Source organism: Burkholderia sp. Ax-1719, assembly GCF_011753055.1.
In the GTDB taxonomy this organism is placed as follows: Bacteria; Pseudomonadota; Gammaproteobacteria; order Burkholderiales; family Burkholderiaceae; genus Paraburkholderia.
The window spans coordinates 1-17,065 of sequence record NZ_VWWJ01000039.1; the positions used below are offsets into that span (position 1 = coordinate 1).

Annotated in this window: 17 protein-coding genes, 1 tRNA gene and 1 pseudogene; 7 read left to right on the forward strand and 12 right to left on the reverse strand. The window is 65.0% G+C overall.

Translation table 11 applies throughout. The annotated features are described in order from the left end of the window. Positions 1 to 1,312 (reverse strand): xylulokinase (xylB, locus tag F3J17_RS33570; RefSeq protein WP_167069762.1); only part of this gene is annotated, 1,312 nt, incomplete at its 3' end. 129 nt (positions 1,313 to 1,441) lie between these two features. Further along, positions 1,442 to 2,848, reverse strand: a complete 1,407-nt coding sequence (gene dalD / locus F3J17_RS33575; RefSeq protein WP_167069764.1) for a D-arabinitol 4-dehydrogenase — start codon at positions 2,846 to 2,848, stop codon at positions 1,442 to 1,444. A gap of 345 nt (positions 2,849 to 3,193) precedes the next feature. On the opposite strand from dalD, the gene F3J17_RS33580 reads away from it, so the two are divergent. Next, positions 3,194 to 3,460 carry a YlcI/YnfO family protein gene (locus tag F3J17_RS33580; RefSeq protein ID WP_167069863.1) on the forward strand — a complete coding sequence of 89 codons (267 nt, stop codon included), beginning with the start codon at positions 3,194 to 3,196 and terminating at the stop codon, positions 3,458 to 3,460. Next, positions 3,457 to 3,777, forward strand: a complete 321-nt coding sequence (locus F3J17_RS33585) for a type II toxin-antitoxin system RelE/ParE family toxin (RefSeq protein ID WP_167069766.1) — start codon at positions 3,457 to 3,459, stop codon at positions 3,775 to 3,777. The genes F3J17_RS33580 and F3J17_RS33585 overlap by 4 nt, the downstream gene beginning before the upstream one ends. 8 nt (positions 3,778 to 3,785) lie before the next feature. Here F3J17_RS33585 and miaA read toward each other — a convergent pair whose 3' ends face one another. Continuing rightward, positions 3,786 to 4,748, reverse strand: a complete 963-nt coding sequence (gene miaA, locus F3J17_RS33590; RefSeq protein ID WP_345891284.1) for a tRNA (adenosine(37)-N6)-dimethylallyltransferase MiaA — start codon at positions 4,746 to 4,748, stop codon at positions 3,786 to 3,788. 13 nt (positions 4,749 to 4,761) lie between these two features. Continuing rightward, a complete protein-coding gene (gene mutL, locus F3J17_RS33595) occupies positions 4,762 to 6,972 on the reverse strand; it encodes a DNA mismatch repair endonuclease MutL (protein ID WP_167069770.1) in 2,211 nt (736 codons plus the stop codon). A gap of 247 nt (positions 6,973 to 7,219) precedes the next feature. On the opposite strand from mutL, the gene F3J17_RS33600 reads away from it, so the two are divergent. Further along, positions 7,220 to 7,906, forward strand: coding sequence for a DedA family protein (locus F3J17_RS33600; protein WP_167069772.1), 687 nt, complete (start codon positions 7,220 to 7,222; stop codon positions 7,904 to 7,906). Between the two features lie 77 nt (positions 7,907 to 7,983). Here F3J17_RS33600 and F3J17_RS33605 read toward each other — a convergent pair whose 3' ends face one another. Then, complete coding sequence (locus tag F3J17_RS33605; protein WP_167069774.1) at positions 7,984 to 8,817, reverse strand: mechanosensitive ion channel family protein; 834 nt, start codon at positions 8,815 to 8,817, stop codon at positions 7,984 to 7,986. A gap of 370 nt (positions 8,818 to 9,187) precedes the next feature. Here F3J17_RS33605 and F3J17_RS33610 point away from each other — a divergent pair. Continuing rightward, positions 9,188 to 9,808: pseudogene (locus F3J17_RS33610) on the forward strand (ParB-like protein); the annotation flags it as partial. Positions 9,809 to 9,929: 121 nt separating this feature from the next. On the opposite strand, the gene F3J17_RS33615 reads toward F3J17_RS33610, so the two are convergent. Together F3J17_RS33615 and F3J17_RS33620 are read right to left on the reverse strand one after the other, a co-directional pair. Next, entirely contained in the window at positions 9,930 to 10,319 is a 390-nt protein-coding gene (locus F3J17_RS33615; protein ID WP_167069777.1) for a hypothetical protein, read from the reverse strand. 244 nt (positions 10,320 to 10,563) lie between these two features. Next, complete coding sequence (locus F3J17_RS33620; protein ID WP_167069779.1) at positions 10,564 to 11,481, reverse strand: LysR family transcriptional regulator; 918 nt, start codon at positions 11,479 to 11,481, stop codon at positions 10,564 to 10,566. Positions 11,482 to 11,587: 106 nt separating this feature from the next. Between F3J17_RS33620 and F3J17_RS33625 the strand changes: the two genes are divergently transcribed. The 3 genes from F3J17_RS33625 to F3J17_RS33635 all read left to right on the forward strand — a co-directional run bounded on the left by F3J17_RS33625 (position 11,588) and on the right by F3J17_RS33635 (position 13,452). Next, positions 11,588 to 12,151: a cytochrome b gene (locus F3J17_RS33625; RefSeq protein ID WP_167069781.1), complete on the forward strand. Its 564-nt coding sequence runs from the start codon at positions 11,588 to 11,590 to the stop codon at positions 12,149 to 12,151. A 53-nt stretch (positions 12,152 to 12,204) separates the two neighbouring features. Next, positions 12,205 to 12,789, forward strand: coding sequence for a YceI family protein (locus F3J17_RS33630; protein WP_167069783.1), 585 nt, complete (start codon positions 12,205 to 12,207; stop codon positions 12,787 to 12,789). Between the two features lie 81 nt (positions 12,790 to 12,870). After that, the gene (locus tag F3J17_RS33635; RefSeq protein WP_167069785.1) at positions 12,871 to 13,452 is read left to right on the forward strand and encodes a YceI family protein; all 582 of its coding nucleotides are present in this window, start codon (positions 12,871 to 12,873) and stop codon (positions 13,450 to 13,452) included. A 78-nt stretch (positions 13,453 to 13,530) separates the two neighbouring features. On the opposite strand, the gene F3J17_RS33640 is transcribed toward F3J17_RS33635, so the two are convergent. The 5 genes from F3J17_RS33640 to tolB form a co-directional block, all read right to left on the reverse strand. After that, positions 13,531 to 13,989 (reverse strand): hypothetical protein, encoded by a 459-nt coding sequence (locus tag F3J17_RS33640; RefSeq protein ID WP_167069787.1) that lies wholly within the window; start codon positions 13,987 to 13,989, stop codon positions 13,531 to 13,533. A gap of 170 nt (positions 13,990 to 14,159) precedes the next feature. Then, positions 14,160 to 14,235, reverse strand: a tRNA-Lys gene (locus tag F3J17_RS33645). Positions 14,236 to 14,380: 145 nt separating this feature from the next. Further along, the gene (ybgF, locus tag F3J17_RS33650) at positions 14,381 to 15,130 is read right to left on the reverse strand and encodes a tol-pal system protein YbgF (protein WP_167069789.1); all 750 of its coding nucleotides are present in this window, start codon (positions 15,128 to 15,130) and stop codon (positions 14,381 to 14,383) included. A 22-nt stretch (positions 15,131 to 15,152) separates the two neighbouring features. After that, positions 15,153 to 15,662, reverse strand: a complete 510-nt coding sequence (gene pal / locus F3J17_RS33655; RefSeq protein ID WP_167069791.1) for a peptidoglycan-associated lipoprotein Pal — start codon at positions 15,660 to 15,662, stop codon at positions 15,153 to 15,155. An 18-nt stretch (positions 15,663 to 15,680) separates the two neighbouring features. Continuing rightward, a complete protein-coding gene (gene tolB / locus F3J17_RS33660; protein ID WP_167069793.1) occupies positions 15,681 to 16,973 on the reverse strand; it encodes a Tol-Pal system beta propeller repeat protein TolB in 1,293 nt (430 codons plus the stop codon). Positions 16,974 to 17,065 lie beyond the last annotated feature (92 nt).

Here is a 17,065-nt window from a genome sequence, read left to right on the forward strand (position 1 = left end):
GCCAGCCGAGGCGCGCCGCGCCCAGCGCCGCGCCGGTTTCGCCGCCGCCGTGCTGGCGCGTGGGCGTGTCGAAGGCATCGGCCACCAGTTGCGCCCAGTAGGCGCTGCGCGCGCCGCCGCCCAGCATCGACAGCGGGCCCACTTCCGTACCGGCGGCGCGCAGGGCGTCGAGGCCATCGGTGAGCGCGAGCGTCACGCCTTCGAGTACCGCATAGCCGAGCAGCGCGCGATCCGTCGCGTGCGTCATGCCGAAAAACACGCCTTGCGCGTACGGGTCGTTGTGCGGCGTGCGCTCGCCCGAAAGATACGGCAGGAACAGCGGCGCGTGCGGCAGCGTGCGCGTATCGAGTTTCTCGACTTCGGCGAGCAGAGTGGGCTCGTCGGTGCCGGTGAGCTTGCAGACCCAGCGCAGGCAACTGGCCGCCGAGAGCACCACGCTCATCTGATGCCAGCGATCGGGAATCGCGTGGCAGAACGCATGCACGGCGGAAGCCGGATTGGGCGCGAAGCGATCGCCGATCACGCAAAGCACGCCCGAGGTGCCCAGCGACACGAAGCCATCGCCCGGCTGCACCGCGCCGATGCCAATCGCGCTGGTGGCGTTGTCGCCGCCGCCTGCGGCCACCACCACGTCGTCACGCAGACCGAATTCGCGCGCCACTGACGGCAGCAGCGTGCCGGACGGCGCACTGCCTTCAGCGAGCGACGGCATCTGCGCACGCGTCATATTGCAGGCGTCGAGCAGGGCGTCGGACCAGTCGCGTTTGGCCACATCGAGCCACAGCGTGCCCGCCGCATCGGACGGATCGGACACCTTGCCGCCCGTGAGCTTCAGGCGCAGCCAGTCCTTGGGCAGCAGCACACAGGCGGTCTGGCGGAACAGATCGGGTTCGTGACGCGCGACCCACAGCAGCTTGGGCGCGGTGAAGCCCGGCATCGCCAGATTGCCCGCCACGCGATGCAGCTGCGGCGCGCGCGCGGTGAGTTCGGCGCATTCATCGACGGCGCGCATGTCGTTCCAGAGGATCGCGGGACGCAGCACGGTGTCGTGTTTGTCGAGCAGCACCGCGCCGTGCATCTGCCCGGACAGGCCGATACCGCGTACTTCGGCGAATTCATGCGGATGCTTCGCGCGCAGCGCGGCGAGCGCCTGGCGCGTGCCGTCCCACCAGTCGGCGGGACTCTGCTCGGCCCAGCGCGGATGCGGACGAGACACCGTGAACGGCGAGCCCGCGGTGCCGATCACGCGGCCGTCGGGCGCGAGCAGCAGAACTTTTACTTCGGAGGTGCCGAGGTCGATGCCGAGATACATGGGCGCGCGCACAGTTCGTCTAGGTGGAGGCGCTACTTTAGCCGCGCGGGCAGGACGACGCCATGCGCGCCGACCCGAGGGCGCGGCGCGCGTCCGGTTGATATCGGAAAAAGCGTGTCGCGTGTGCCGTCACGCGCGGGCGCCGCGTTGCGCCAGCCACGCGTCGACGCGCGCGAGCGCATCGCGCAACGCCGCCAAAAGCGGTGCGCTGCCCGCGAGGCTGCCCCACAGCAGCTTGTCGGCGGCGAAGGCTTCGAGCGGATCGTGCGCCTCGAACATCTTCGCCACGGACGGCCCGTCCATCACGCCGTCCTGATACTGGTAGGGCAACGTTCCCGCGTTCCAGCGCTGCAAAAAGCGCAGGAACAGCGCGGGCAGAATCGCCGTGGCGGCAGGCGTCGCGCCCGCAGCGATGCGCTGCGCGATGGTCGGCGCGATAAAGCCGGGGATCTTCGAAAAGCCGTCGGCGGCTACGCGCTGGTTGGTGTCCTGGATATACGGATTGCTGAAGCGTTCGAGCACCACGTCGCGATATTTCGCCAGATCGAGCGGGCTGGGCGTGAGACAAGGGATCACGTCCTCGGTCACGTAGGCGCGCGCGAAGGCCTGAATGTCGCTATCGACGGTGCCTTCGTGGATGAAGTCGAGGCCCACCAGCGTGCCCGCCCACGCGATGCAGCTATGCGTGGCGTTGAGGATGCGGATCTTCGCCTCCTCGTAAGGCATCACGGATTCCACCATTTCCGCGCCCGCGCGCTCCCAGGCAGGGCGGCCCGCGCAGAAGTGATCCTCGATCACCCACTGGATGAACGCTTCTCCCATCACGGGGCAGGCGTCGTCGACGCCGGTGGCGGCTTTGACGCGCTCGCGCACGTCGGGCGTGGGGCGCGGCGTGATGCGGTCGACCATCGAATCGGGGCAGGCCGTGTTGGCGTCGAACCATTCGCGCAGCGCCATCGCGCCGCGCAGGCCGAGGAATTCGCGCATGCCCGCGTGAAAGCGCTTGCCGTTGCTGCGCAGGTTGTCGCAGGTTTGCAGCGTGACGGGCGCGCCGCCGCGCTGCATGCGCGCTTCCAGAATCGCGGCGAGCGCGCCGTAGATGGTGGAGCGCGCACCGTTCAGATCGGCGGCCAGATCGGGATTGGCGGTGTCGAGGCGGTCGTGCTCGTCGAGGTAGTAGCCGCCTTCGGTGACCGTGAAAGCGATGATCTTGCAGGCTGGATCGGCGCCTGCTTCAACGAGGCTCGCCAGATCCGCCGACCACGGCAGCACGCGCGTAATCGAATGGATCTGCTCGTAATGACGCTCGCCCTGTGGCGTGACGGTTTCGAGCGTGTAGACGCCTTTTTGCGCGGCCAGGGCGTCCATCACGGGATTCATATCGGCGCGGATATTGCCCACGGTTAGCGACCACGCGGGCTCGTCGGGCTGACGCGTGAGGTTCACGCGATGCAGATACCACGCCTGATGCGCCCGGTGAAACGACCCGGCGCCGATGTGCAGGATCACGTTCGCGTCGCTGCGTGCGCTGTCCATAACTGTCTCCTGATTTTTTTGCCCTGATTCGTGCTCTGAGGGCGCGCGCATTTTGCGTGCGCCATAGCCACATGCGTGGCGGCTTGCGTGAGCATTTGCTCTTTTGATGAACGAATGATCGTATTCGGTCGGGCGAAAGTCAAGACGGCAGCAGCGGGATTTCGCTGATGCGGTGCGAAGAAAGGGGATAAGAGGGCGCGACCGTGCACGCCGGGGAGTGGCTTGGGCGCGGTTGTTGTGGCGCACAACGTTGCGCTAGATCGAGTTTCAGGCGGATTGCGGAAAGCCAGCCACTGCGCCTCGTGCTATCCTGTGCATTACATTTGCGATGCAAAAGGAGCCGCGATGAAAACTGCCACGATGCCCGCGCTGCGCGTTGACCCGGAACTGCGTTCGGCGGCCGAAGATTTGCTCAACGATAACGAATCGCTGTCCTCATTCATGGAAGCGGCGCTGCGTGAAGGCGTGGCGCGCCGGCGGCTTCAGCGTGATTTCGTTGCGCGCGGGCTGGATTCGCGCGCGCAGGCACGGCGCGACAACGAATATTTTGCTGCTGACGATGTGCATGCCGAACTCGAAAGCATGCTGAACACAGCGAGGAAGAACGGGTGAGTTTTCGTGTGCGCTACACCCGTGGGGCGCGCGACGACCTCAAGCGGCTTTACGCGTATCTGCTGGAACGCGATGTCGAAGCTGCTACACGTGCCCTCGATGCGATTCGCAAGGCCGCTGACTTGCTGTGCGATTTCCCGTTCACGTGCCGTAAGGTCGATGATTCCAACCCGTTTCTACGCGAACTGTTGATTTCATTCGGCGGCTCGGGTTACGTCGCGCTGTTTGAGATCGAAGGGGCGCAAGGCGACGCCGACCCGGAGCACTACGTCACGATTCTCGCCGTTCGCCATCAGCGCGAAGACGACTACCACTGAGCACACGATCAGGCGCTGACGCGCTCCACCGCCGCCACCGCCTGCGCCGTCAAATCAGCCGCACAGCAATCGACCACAATGCGCTCCGGCATCGCGCGCAGCCACGTCAGCTGGCGCTTGCAGAGCTGACGCGTGGCGAATACACCCTTATCGCGCATGGTCGCGTAGTCGATTTCGCCGTCCAGATATTCCCACGCCTGGCGATAACCCACGCAGCGCATCGACGGCATATCCGCGTTCAGATCGCCGCGCGCGCGCAGCGTCTTCACTTCGTCGAGCAGACCGTTCGCCAGCATCGCGTCGAAGCGCTGCTCGATGCGCTTGTGCAGCACGCTGCGATCCGACGGCTCCAGCGCGATCGGCACGAAGCGGTAGCGCGCGGCGTCGTCCGTGGCGGCCTGGCGCGGCGCAGCCAGCAGCGTCGACATCGGCTGGCCGGTCAGCAGGTAGATTTCCAGCGCGCGCTGGATGCGCTGCGAGTCGTTGGGTGCGAGGCGCGCGGCGGTGGGCGGATCGACTTCGGCCAGACGCGCGTGCAGCGCGGGCCAGCCGTCGCGGGCCGCGTCGGCGTCGAGCTGTGCGCGCACGGCGGCGTCGGCGGTCGGCAGATCGTTGAGGCCTTGCGTGAGCGCCTTGTAGTAGAGCATCGTGCCGCCCACCAGCAAGGGCACGTTGCCGCGCGCGACGATCTCGCCCGTCACGCGCAGCGCGTCGGCGCGGAAGTTGGCGGCGGAGTAGGCGTCGGCGGGATCGACGATATCGATCAGGTGATGCACCGCCGCCGCGCGTTCCTGCGCGTCGGGCTTGGCCGTGCCGATGTCCATGCCGCGATACACCAGCGCCGAATCGACGCTGACGATTTCGATTTCGCGCCCGCGCGCCCGCGATTGCGCGGTAAATTCCAGCGCCGACGCCGTTTTGCCCGATGCGGTCGGGCCCAGCAGGCACGCGACCGGAAGTACGTGATTCACCATCTCTGCCATCTCACTGACCGCGCATGAAAAGACGATCGAGATCGGCGAGCGTGAGCTGATACCACGTCGGGCGGCCGTGGTTGCACTGGTCGGCGCGTTCGGTGGCTTCCATCTGGCGCAGCAGCGCGTTCATCTCGTCGAGCGTGAGACGACGGTTGGCGCGCACCGCGTGGTGACAGGCGAGCGTGCCCAGCATTTCGTGCTGGCGCTCGGTCAGCACGCGCGAGCCGCCGTAGGCGTGCAGATCCGCGAGCACGGCGCGAGCGAGCGCCTGCAGATCGGCGTCCTTGAGCAGCGCGGGCACGGCGCGGATCGCAATCGAGGTCGGCGAGAGCACCGCGAGGTCGAAGCCCAGCGCTTCGAGCGTGGCCTTTTCTTCTTCGACGGTGCCGGTTTCGATCGGATCCGCCGTCATCGAAACCGGAATCAGCAGCGGTTGCACTGCCAGCGAGCGTTCGGCCAGCGCGTGCTTGAACTGCTCGTAGAGGATGCGTTCGTGCGCGGCGTGCATATCGACGATCACGAGGCCGCGCGCGTTCTGCGCGAGCACGTAGATGCCGTGCACCTGACCCAACGCGAAACCGAGCGGATGATCGTCGCGGGCGTCGAAGGGCGCTTGCGCGGCGCTGGACTGCGCGTCGAACAGCGCGCCGGCTTCGGCGGCTTGCGTGACGGTCGAGCCATCGGCCGTGCCTGCGCCGACGTCCTTGCGGCCGAACAGCGCGTCGTAAAGCGCGAGCGGCTGCGCTACCGGCAGCGAGCCTTGCTGCATGCGCGACTGGCGTAGCCAGGTGTTGCCGCTGGACGAACCGCCTGCGCCGCTTGACGCACCCGCGCTGCCCGAGCCAAAGCCCGACGAACGCGAACCACTCGATCCGCCGAAACCGCTGCCCGATCCGCCAAAACTGCTCGCCACGCTGGCCGTACCGAATTGGCCCGATCCCGCGCCAAAGCTCGCCGCCGAACCGCCGCCGACGACGCCAAGCGAACCCGTGCCAGCCGTCGCGCCCGACGTCAGCCCAACCGATCCGCCGAGCACGCCCGCGCCTGGCATGGCGCGCGGCTCGATCATCGCGGAATGGCCGCCCGATGTGGTTTCGGGCGAGGCGCCCGCGTGCCGGGCGAGCGCGCGCTGCACCGCATGGAACACGAACTGGTGAATCGAGCGCGAATCGCGGAAACGCACTTCGATCTTCGACGGATGCACGTTCACATCGACGGCCTCGGGCGGCAGATCGAGGAACAGCACGTAGGACGGGTAACGGTCGCCGTGCAGCACGTCTTCGTAGGCGGCGCGCACGGCGTGCGTGAGCAGCTTGTCGCGCACGAAGCGGCCGTTGACGAAGAAGTACTGTTGATCGGCGCGATTACGGCTCGCGGTAGGCAGACCCGCGCAGCCGTAGACGGCGAGCGGCCCCGCGCGCTCGTCGAGCGGCAGGTGGGCCGTGGCGAACACCTCGCCGAGAATCTTCGAGACGCGCGTGGATGGATCGCTCGCGTTCCAGTGTTCGACCGCGCGGCCGTTGTGCAGCACGGAGATCGCCACGTCCGGACGCGCGAGCGCGCTGCGTCGGATCATCTCCAGGCAATGGCCGAGTTCGGTCTGCTCGCTTTTCAGGAATTTGCGGCGTGCGGGCGTGTTGAAGTACAGCTCGCGCACTTCGATGGTGGTGCCCTGGCCGCCTGCGGCGGGTGAGAGCGCGCCGGTGTTGGCGTCGATCTTCATCGCGTGCGCGGCGCTGGCGGGGCGGCTCGTGATCGACATCTCGGCGACCGAGGCGATCGAGGCGAGCGCTTCGCCGCGAAACCCGAGCGTCGCGACGCTTTCGAGTTCGGCGAGCGAGCGGATCTTGCTGGTGGCGTGGCGCGTCAGCGCGAGCGGCAGTTCGCCTTCGGGAATGCCGCAGCCGTCGTCGGCGATCGAAATGCGCTTTACGCCGCCTTCGTCGAGCAGGATGCGCAGCGTGCTCGCGCCCGCGTCGAGCGCGTTTTCGAGCAGCTCCTTCACCACCGAGGCGGGGCGCTCGACCACTTCGCCCGCCGCGATCTGGCTGATGAGCTGATCGGGCAGCGCCTGGATCGCACGCGCGGGCTGGGCCACGCGTGGCTCGTGCGGCGCGGGCGCTTCGTGCGTCTCGGGCGCTGGGCTTTCGGTGGCGGAAGCGGCGTCGATGGCCGCGTCGGGCGCGGCAGCGCCGCTGGGATCGAGATTCTCGGACATGCGCGCAATTATAACGACTCGGGCGGCAGCCCTTACGGCCCCGGTTTTGTCTCCGATTGGCGCGCTTTGGCCGTGCATTGCGCGCATTTTTGCGGTTTTTCGCGGGAATTTTTCGTGACGCCGGGCACTTTCTGTATCATGGCGCGGTCAATTTTGCTTCTCGCGCAACACCGGTTTCGCGCGCCATGAATCGTCACTTACCAGGGACGAAAAAGCGCGCTGGAGCCATGACCAATAAGGGACACTTTTGGATACGCTGCTGCAGTTCGTCAACCTTGTCTTGCACATCGACAAGTTTCTCGGAGTCTTCATCCACCAGTACGGCGCCTGGGTCTATGCGGTGCTGTTCCTGATCGTGTTCTGCGAGACCGGCCTCGTGATCCTGCCGTTCCTGCCGGGCGACTCGCTGCTGTTCATCGGCGGCGCGTTTGCGGCCACGCATGAAATGAACCTTGGCGCGCTGCTCACGCTGCTGATCGTCGCGGCGGTCACGGGCAACACGCTCAACTATCTGATCGGCCGCGCGATCGGGCCGAAGGTGTTCAACACAAGCATTCCTGTGCTCGAACGCTTCCTCGACCGCGCCGCGCTGCAGAAAACCCACGACTTCTATGAGCGCCACGGCGGCAAGACCATCGTGCTGGCGCGTTTCATTCCGGTCGTGCGCACGTTCGCGCCTTTCGTCGCAGGCGTCTCGCAGATGAGCATGCAGCGCTTCCAGCTCTTCAATATCGCGGGCGCGCTGTTCTGGGTGCTGCTGCTGGTGCTGCTGGGCTTCTTCTTCGGCAATATTCCGTTTATTCGCCAGTACCTCAACATCATCGTGCTGGTGGGTATCGGCGCGGCTATCGTGCCGGTGGTGCTGGGCGGCCTGTGGAAGATGATGCGCAAGAGCGGCGGCGGCAATGCCGTGCGCGGGCCGAACGGCAACTGATCGAGCCGCATCGACGCGCTTCATGAAAAAAACGGCATCGCCCGCAAGGACGATGCCGTTTTTCTTTGCCTGGCGCTTTACGTGGCTTGCGGGCCTTGCTGGCCGATGCGCCGGATGATCGAAGGCGTTTCCGGCGTCGGGTAGCCGGCGTCACGGAAGGTTTCGACGATCGCGCGGTTGGTGTCGAAATACACCTGCCAGTACGTGTCGTTGTTCGTGTACGGCCGCACGGCCAGCAGCGGCCCTTCGGGCGTGAACGAGAGAATCTCCACATCCGGCGCGGGGTCCGCGGCGACGTTCGGAATCTTTGCGATGGCCGCGCGCAGGCGGCTGGCCGCATCGACGGGATCGACGCCATTGGCGATCTTCGCGGTGAGTTCGACGCGGCGCACGGGCGTGGCGCTGTAGTTCGAGATCGTGTCCGAAAAGATCTTGTTGTTGCCGATGATGTTCACGACGTTGTCGGGCGAGATGATGGTCGTGCCGAAGATGCCCAGTTCCTTCACCGTCCCCGTCACGCCGCCCGCCGTCACGAAGTCGCCCACCTTGAACGGGCGCAGCACCTGCATGAACACGCCCGCCGCGAAGTGCGCAAGCAGACCGCCCCACGCCGTGCCGATCGCCAGACCCAGGCCCGCGAGCAGTGCCGCGAACGAAGTCGTCTGCACGCCGAACACCTGCAGGATCGCCAGCACCAGGATCAGGTTCAGCACCGCCGCGAGAATCGAGCTCAGATAATGCGCGAGCGTGGGATCGACGCGCTCGTTGCGCCCGAGCATCTTGCGCAGGAAGCCCGCGACCAGATTGATCGCCCAGCGGCCGACGATCCACAGCACGATGGCCGCCAGAACCTTGGTCCCGAAGTCGATGCCTCGGGTCATGATGAATACGCGGATGGTTTCGAGATCCAAGATGCCCTCGCTTGATTCGGTGATTGAGCCGGAAAGACGCGTTGAAATGCAGGGAACTGCATGTTGAAGCGACTGAAACGACGACTGTGCAACCGTGGGGGCGAGGCAAGGGAGTTCTGACGGGCGTCGAGCGCGGCCCGTATCCGCTTCAAATCCGCATCGCTTGTGCATTTATAGGCGAAGCGGCGATCGCGTGCATCCTGCGTGCCCAGGCGGTTCGGGGTTGACCCCAGGCAATGCGCGCGCCGTATGCGCGTCTCCGTTCTTCAGTTGATGCGCACCGGATACGCGTTCGGCGTTATCGTTGCGGGTTGTCTTGCGCGCCGGCTTAAAACGTTTTCAGCGATCAGTACACCTACAAGGAGGCTTCATGAACCTGTCGAATTCCGATCTGCATCTCATCACCGTCGATCTCGAAGCGCTGCGGCCCACGCAGCTCACGGTCGGCTACCGTGAGGTAGAGCTCAAGCGCACGCACTGGAAGTCGCTCGACAAGAAAGGCCGCGCGGCGGCTATTGAGAATCACTGGTTTCCGGCCGTGCTCGGTCCCAAGGGCCGCTACTACGTGGTCGATCATCACCATCTGGGTCTCGCGTGGCTGCACGAAGGCGTGCCCAGCGTGCGCGTGACCGTCATCAAGGACCTCTCCTGGCTCGACCAGACGATCTTCTGGCGCATGATGGAGCACAACCAGTGGGTGCATCCCTTCGATGCCTCGGGCGAGCGCTGCGACTACGACGCGTTGCCTAAACAGCTTTCCGGTCTCTCGGACGATCCGTATCGCAGCCTCGCGGGCGAGTTGCGCGTGGCGGGCGGTTACGCCAAGGACACCACGCCTTTCAGCGAATTCCTCTGGGCCGACTACCTGCGCCAGAAGGTGAGCGCGGCGCGCGTGTCGAAGGACTTCGACAAGGCGCTGTCCGATGCACTCGCTCACGCACACGACGCCGATGCGCGCTATTTGCCGGGCTGGTCGGGCGTGGTGCCGGCAGCCGCCGCGGCCAATGGCTCGGGCGGGGCGGTGGCGCAAGCCGCGGCAGCCAGCGATGCAGGCGACGCCGCCGCCAAGGCCAAGGGCAAGGCAAAGAAAAAGCCCGCGTGAGTTCGCAAGCTCACATCGGCAGTGTGGATTTGCTGTACGGCGACGTTTCGATCACGAGCGCGCCGTCTTTGCTGCGTTCGTTTGCATGGCGCTCGCGCGCGTTGCGTCGCGCGGCGCGGCGGGCGAGCGCCAGCGCGACGGCCGCCGCGAGCGCATAGGCGACGGTGCGCGCAAAGAACGCACTGACCGGGTGGTAGATCGCCCAGGGACCGCCCGCATCGGCGAATACGAGGAACGTGAGCGCCGCGTCGAACGCGCACAGTATCGCCATCATGCCGATGAAGAGACGTGTGGCGTGCGGCGTGAGATCCGGGCGCATCGCGCGGATGAACCAGCAGGCCATCCGCACGACGGCGAGCAGGACGAGATTCGAGAGCAGGCAGCAGACGAAGTTGTGCATAAGAAGGGCCAATGGCCGGCGAGAGGCCGGAAGCGGCGCGATCATGGCACGCCTCGGCATCTCGAAAAATCGCCTTCGCGTGCGTGTGGTGTACGTTCAAGCGCGCGCGGCCACGCGCTCCCGCAGCAACGCTTTACGCGGCGCGGCTGCGGCGGCTTTGTCAACTTTGGTCAGGCGTGGGAGCGACGGTTGCATCGCTGCAACGCAATCGGGCGCAGGAGGCGCGGGGAATGTGCCGGAGCGCTTACCGAGCGTCGGGTAGCGGCGCGTCGGGCGGCGTGCCGCTTTTCAGGAAATGGCAGAGCCACTGACAGGCAGGACCGGTGGCGGCGTCAGTACGGTGGATCAGCGAGACGTTGTAGTTCACCGAACCGCGATCGGCGAGGACGATGCGTACGAGCCGGCCCGCTTCGAGATCGGCTTCGACCAGATGACGCGGCATCGATCCCCAGCCCAGCCCCGCGAGCAGCAACCGGTGTTTGGCGCCCAGATCGCCAAGCTTCCACGCGCGATTGCTATACACGCCGAAGGTCTGTCCGACGGTGAGGCGGCTGCGGTCGGTCAGCACGAGCTGGGTGTGCTCGCGCGCGTCCGAGATGCGCACCGGCTGCGGCGCTTGCGCAAGCGGATGGCAGGGCGCGGCCACCAGCACGAGTTCGACCGTGCCGATCGACTGCGCCTCGATCACATGCGGCCAGTTCTGGTTCGGCCCGCTGATACCGATCGCGCAATCGCCGTCCAGCACCAGTTTGATCACGCCGCCCAGCGCCTCCATGGTGAGATTGAGCGCGACGGTGGGAAACGCCCGCGCGAAGGCCTGCAAGGCTTCCACCAGCCGTTGCGACGGAAACATCACGTCGACGGCCACGGAGACTTCGCCTTCCAGGCCGCGCTGCAGGCCCGCCGCCTTGGCGTTAAGCTGGCCCATCAGCAGGTCCAGACGGCGCGCATCGGCGAGAATCGCCCGGCCCGCGGCGGTGAGTTCGGGCTTGCGCTTGCCGCGCTCGAACAGCGCCACGCCCAGCAGCGACTCCAGATTGGCGATGGTGTAGCTCACCACCGACTGCGCGCGGTCGAGCTGACGCGCCGCCGCCGAGAAACTGCCGGTTTCGGCCACGGCGATCAAGGCGCGCAGTTGTTCGAGGCTGGGCGAGCGATCCATGGTCGACCTATCGAAAAAATGGATGATAACGATCCATTCTAGACGATTGTTTGAATAGCTAGCGCCGGGTTAAAGTGCGCGTTCCTTATCGAAGGTGCTCATGCCGATGAACCGTTCCGTCAAGCCCACTGGCCGCTACAGCGGCGTCGCGATGCTGCTGCACTGGTCGATCGCCGCGCTGATCGTCTGGGGCTTCGCGCTCGGCTGGGTTATGACCGATATCCCCGGTTTCACGCCCACCAAACTGCGTTATTTCTCGTGGCACAAGTGGATCGGCGTGACCGTACTCGCGCTGGTGCTGGTGCGCATTCTCTGGCGTGCGACCCACGCCGCGCCGGCGCTGCCGCGCTCGATGCACGGCTGGGAGAAGGGCGCTGCGCATCTGGGCCACCTGGCGCTTTACCTGCTGATGGTCGCGATTCCCGTGAGCGGCTATTTGTATAGCTCGGCGGCGGGCATTCAGGTGGTGTATCTCGGCATCTGGCCGCTGCCCACGCTGATCGGCCCCGACACCGCGCTCAAGGGCGTGCTGCGCACCGTGCACGTGACGCTCGACTACGCGCTGCTCGCCGTGGTGGTGGTGCACGTGCTCGCGGTCGTGAAGCATCAGCTGCTCGACCGTCAGAATGTCCTCGCGCGCATGCTGCCGTTTGGCACGCCGCGCGACTGAACCTGATTTCTCTCCAACGCTCATAACGAACGCCTCGCGCGAACCGAACGAACATGATCCAACGTCTCGCCTCCAAAGTCTCCGTCGTCGCGCTTGGCGCGGCGCTCGCCGCCGGCGCGGCCTTCACCGCTTCGTTCGCACTGAACGCGGACGCCGCCGACAACGCGAAGAGCACGGTCTCCGCCGTGTTCAAGCAGATGAACGTGCCGGTCGAAGGCAAGTTCAACAAGTTCAGCGCCGACGTGCATTTCGATCCGACCAACGCCGCCGCATCGAGCGCGAAGCTCGACGTGGATGTCGCCAGCTTCGATCTCGGCTCGCCGGACTACAACAAGGAAGTCGCGGGCGACGAGTGGTTCGACGCCGGCAAATTTCCGCACGCGACCTTCGTCTCCACGCAGATCAAGCCGGGCGCGAACGGCGCATACAGCGTCGCGGGCAAGCTCACGATCAAGGGCAAGACGACCGACGTGGTCGTGCCCGTGACGTACCACAAGGATGGCGCGAACCAGGTGTTCGACGGCGCGCTGCCCATCAAGCGTCTCGCGTACAACATCGGCACGGGCGAGTGGAAAGACACCTCGGTGGTCGCCGACGACGTGCAGATCAAGTTTCACATCGTGGCCGCCGCGCACTAACGCGCTGGCCGTTTTATCGATTCAAGCCGATTCACTCCGATTCACCCGACTTTCGTCATCCGTAACAGGACCCACGCTTCCATGAAGACCACGATTTTCGCCGCGGCCGCACTGGCTGCCGCCATCGCTACGCCTGCATTCGCTGCTGCAACGACCTACAACCTCGACCCGACGCACACGTACCCGAGCTTCGAAACCGATCACTTCGGCGGCGTCTCGGTGTGGCGCGGCAAGTTCACGAAGAGCTCGGGCACCGTCGTGCTCGACACCGCAGCGAAGACCGGCACGGTCGACGTGACCATCGACGCATCGTCGATCGACACGGGCAACAAGGCGCTCGACAAGCACGTCAGCTCGGCTGAAATGCTCGACGCAGCCAAGTACCCGACGGCCGTCTACAAGGGCACCTCGATCAAGTTCGACGGCGACAAGCCCGTTGAAGTGATCGGCACGTTCACGCTGCACGGCGTCACGAAGCCGCTGAACCTGAAGATCGATTCGTTCAAGTGCTTCCAGAACCCGATGCTCAAGCGCGAAGTGTGCGGCGCCGACGCGACCGCCCAGTTCGACCGTTCGGACTTCGGCGTGAACTACGGCCAGGCCTACGGCTTCAAGATGCTGACGACGCTGCAGATCCAGGTCGAAGGCGTGAAGGCTGACTGAGCGTAGTCTCAGTTGCCGTAAAAAAGCCCGTGCGTGAGAGCGCACGGGCTTTTTGTTTTTTGGCGCGCGCCTGATGGTTCAGTGAATCGGCGAACTCGATGAACTTGCGTGCACCGTGCGCGGCGCGAGCGCGACATCGACCACGTGCGAATGCCAGATGCCACACGTCGCTTTCACGGGCACCCACGCGTATTTGCCGCGCACTTTCGCGAAGGCGCGCAGATGGATCAGCGTGTCGATGGGGGAAGCCTGCGGCGCGGGGCTCGACGCCGCCGAAACCTGCGCAATCGCGCTGGCGGGCACGGGGCTTTCGACCTTGGCGGTGAGCGCGCGGCGATCGGGCACGAGCAGCGAATCGTAGCGCTGCGCCTGACGCACCCATTCGTCGAGCGCGGCGACACAGTTCACGACGGCGTCGGGCACGCGGATACGGCGCAGGTATTCGTAGTCTTCGGGAGGAGCTTGAACCTGCGCCTGAACGCGCAGACTGACCCAGAGCAGCGCGACAAGAGCGCAGGCGAGAGTCGGGAACTTCATGTTGACGTGGCCTGTGCAGCGGAGTGGAGAACAGCGGGGAGGGCGTGAGTATACACGCTGAGCACGCTGAGCCTCGGGCCGGCTCGCACGGGCCGCAGATGGATGCGCGCGCATCGATCCGGAAAAACAAAAAGCCCGGTCGCAATGACCGGGCTTCCTGATTTTATCTTTGGTAGGCCGTACGGGATTCGAACCTGTGACCAACGGATTAAAAGTCCGCTGCTCTACCAGCTGAGCTAACGACCCAAAAGAGAAGCGGGATTATAGCGAGATACCCGGGGGGTGTCAACAACCCGGGCACGTCAAAATGAGAAAAGGCCCGAAACACGTCAAACCTGCCGACGTCTTCCGGGCCTTCGAAGCACACACTGGCGATAGCGCCAGCCGCACCTTACTTCAGCTGCGAGAGCTTGCTTTGCGCGGCCTGCGCCACATCCGAGCTGCCGTACTGCGAAACGATCTGCTCAAGCGTGCGTTTGGCCGCAGCCTTTTGCCCCTGCTCGATCTGATTGTTCGCAATCGCCATGAGCGCTTCAGGCGCACGCGGATGCTGCGGATACTTGCTGACCACGTTCTGCCAGGTCGCAGTCGATCCCTTGTAGTCCTTCAGTGCGTAGAGCGCATTGCCGAGCCAGTACTGCGCGGTCGGCTGATACGGGCTCTGCGGATACTTCGAGATGAAGCTGCGGAACGACGCGGCGGCCTGCTTGAAGTCGCCATTGCGAAACTGCGTGGAGGCGGAGTTGAACGCATCCATCTCACCCGGCTGAACCGTGCCTTGCACGCCGTCCACGGTTTCCTGTTGCGGCTCGAACTTCTTGAGACGCGTATCCAGATCCGTGTAGTAGTCCTTCTGCTGCTTCGCAAGCGTCGTCAGCTCATTGCCGAGATCCTCGTTCTGTCCACGCAGCGTCGCGACCTGCTGGTTGAGCTGGTCGATACGGTTGGACTGGTCGAGGATCGTGCGTTGCGCGGCCGACAACTGGCTATTCAGATTGTCCGTCTTCGCACGCAGGTCGAGAATCGCCTGGCGCGCCTGATCGTCATCGAAGAGACCCGCGTGGGCCGGCAGCGCCGAGAAGGCGACGCCAGCCACGCAGGCGGCTGCGGCAAACCGCAGCGGGGAGAAACGGTGCGACATACGCCCCTTCATCCAATGCTAATTACTGTTGGTACACGAGGTCAGCACGGCGGTTCTGCGCCCACGATGCTTCGTCGTGGCCGGTTGCCAGCGGCTTTTCCTTGCCGAGGCTGACGGCTTCCATCTGCGAATCCGGCACGCCCATCAGCGACAGCGCCTTGCGGACGGCTTCAGCACGCTTCTGGCCCAGTGCCAGGTTGTACTCGCTCGTGCCGCGCTCGTCGGTGTTGCCCTGGATCAGGACGTGACGTTCCGGGTGCGTCTTCAGGTACTGTGCGTGTGCCTGGATCACGCTCTGGTAGTCATCCTTGACTGCGTAGCTGTCGAAGTCGAAGTACACGCTGCGCTTGGCGAGCGGGCTGTTCGGGTCGTTCAGCGGATCGACGTTGACCTGTGCGACTGCGTTCGGGTTCGGTTGCGTGCTCATGTTGCCGGCGTTCGCGTTTTCGTCGGCCTTCGGAGCCGACTTACACGCTGCCAGCGCACCGATCATCAAAACGGCCAGGGCCAGGCGGACTTTGTTCGACATCATTGTTGCTCTCCTGAAGTGTTATTGCATAAAAGGACCCCAGGACGGCTCGCGTACGCTGCCGCCCTGAACGGACAGGATTTGCCGCGTACGACCGTCGGTCGAAACAGCAGCCAGCACGCCACGGCCGTTCACCTGTGTGGCGTAAAGAATGTACTGACCGTTCGCCGCGAAGCTGGGCGATTCGTCATGTGTCGTGTCGGTCAGGGCGGTCGCTACGCCGGACTGCAGATCCTGAATGTACAGCTTAAATCCGCCCCCCGTGCGCGAGATGTACGCCAGCTGTTTGCCGTCCGGGCTGACCCGCGGGCTCGTGTTATAGCTGCCGGTAAACGTCACGCGCTGCGCCGATCCAGCGCTTTCGCCCTGGGCTGACATCTTGTAAATCTGCGGCTGGCCACCGCGATCGCTCGTGAAGTAAATCGAGCGTCCGTCAGGAGAGTAGGTGGGTTCCGTATCGATCGTCGTGCCTTGCGTCAGGCGGCGCAGACCGGAGCCGTCAGCATTGACGGCGAAGATCTGCGTATTGCCCGTGCGCGAGAGGGCGACGGCAAGCGTGCGCCCATCCGGCGACCACGCAGGCGCCGAGTTGTTGCCCTTCTGATCTGAAATGATGACGCGCCGCCCCGTGGGCAGGTCATGCACGTAGACGATGGGCTTTTTCTTTTCGAAAGAAACGTAGGCGACCTTGGTGCCGTCAGGCGACCAGGCCGGCGAGATGATCGGCTCGGGGCTCGACAGCGCGATGTGCGCGTCCTGACCATCGGAGTCCGAAATCTGCAGCTGATAGCGGCCGCCCGTCTTGATGACGTACGACAGACGCGTGGCGAAGACGCCGCGATCGCCCATCAGCTTGGCGTAGATGTAGTCCGCAACCTTGTGCGCGCTCATGCGCAGGCCGGCCGGCGGGCTTTGCAGCACGAGACCGCCGAGGCTTTCGCCCTTCACGGTGTCGTACAGCTTGAAGCGCACTTCGTACTGGCCGTTCGGCAGCTTGTTCACGCTGCCCGCAACGAACGCATTGGCGCCCTTGGCCTTCCAGCCGCCGAGGTCGACCGAATCGTTTTCCGAGACGGGCGTGCTGCCCGCGTCCACGTTCGTGAACTTGCCGCTGCGCGCGAGGTCGGAGCGCACGATGGCGGCGACCTGCTGCGGCGAGTTGGCCTCGCCGGCGAACGTCGCCGTGGCGATCGGGAATTGGGTGGAGCCCACGCCGGTGACGAGGACGTTGAGTTGTGCGTGCGCGGCGCCGCCGACTGCGATCAGGCAGGACGCGACGAGGGTACGCAGGCCAAGCTTCGTCATCAAACTCATGCTGTGCTGTTTCCTGAAAAAGCGATATTTGTCACATCGCGGAACAGCAGACAGACCCGAAATGCATCGAATCGTTCCTTGTCTGCTGCCGC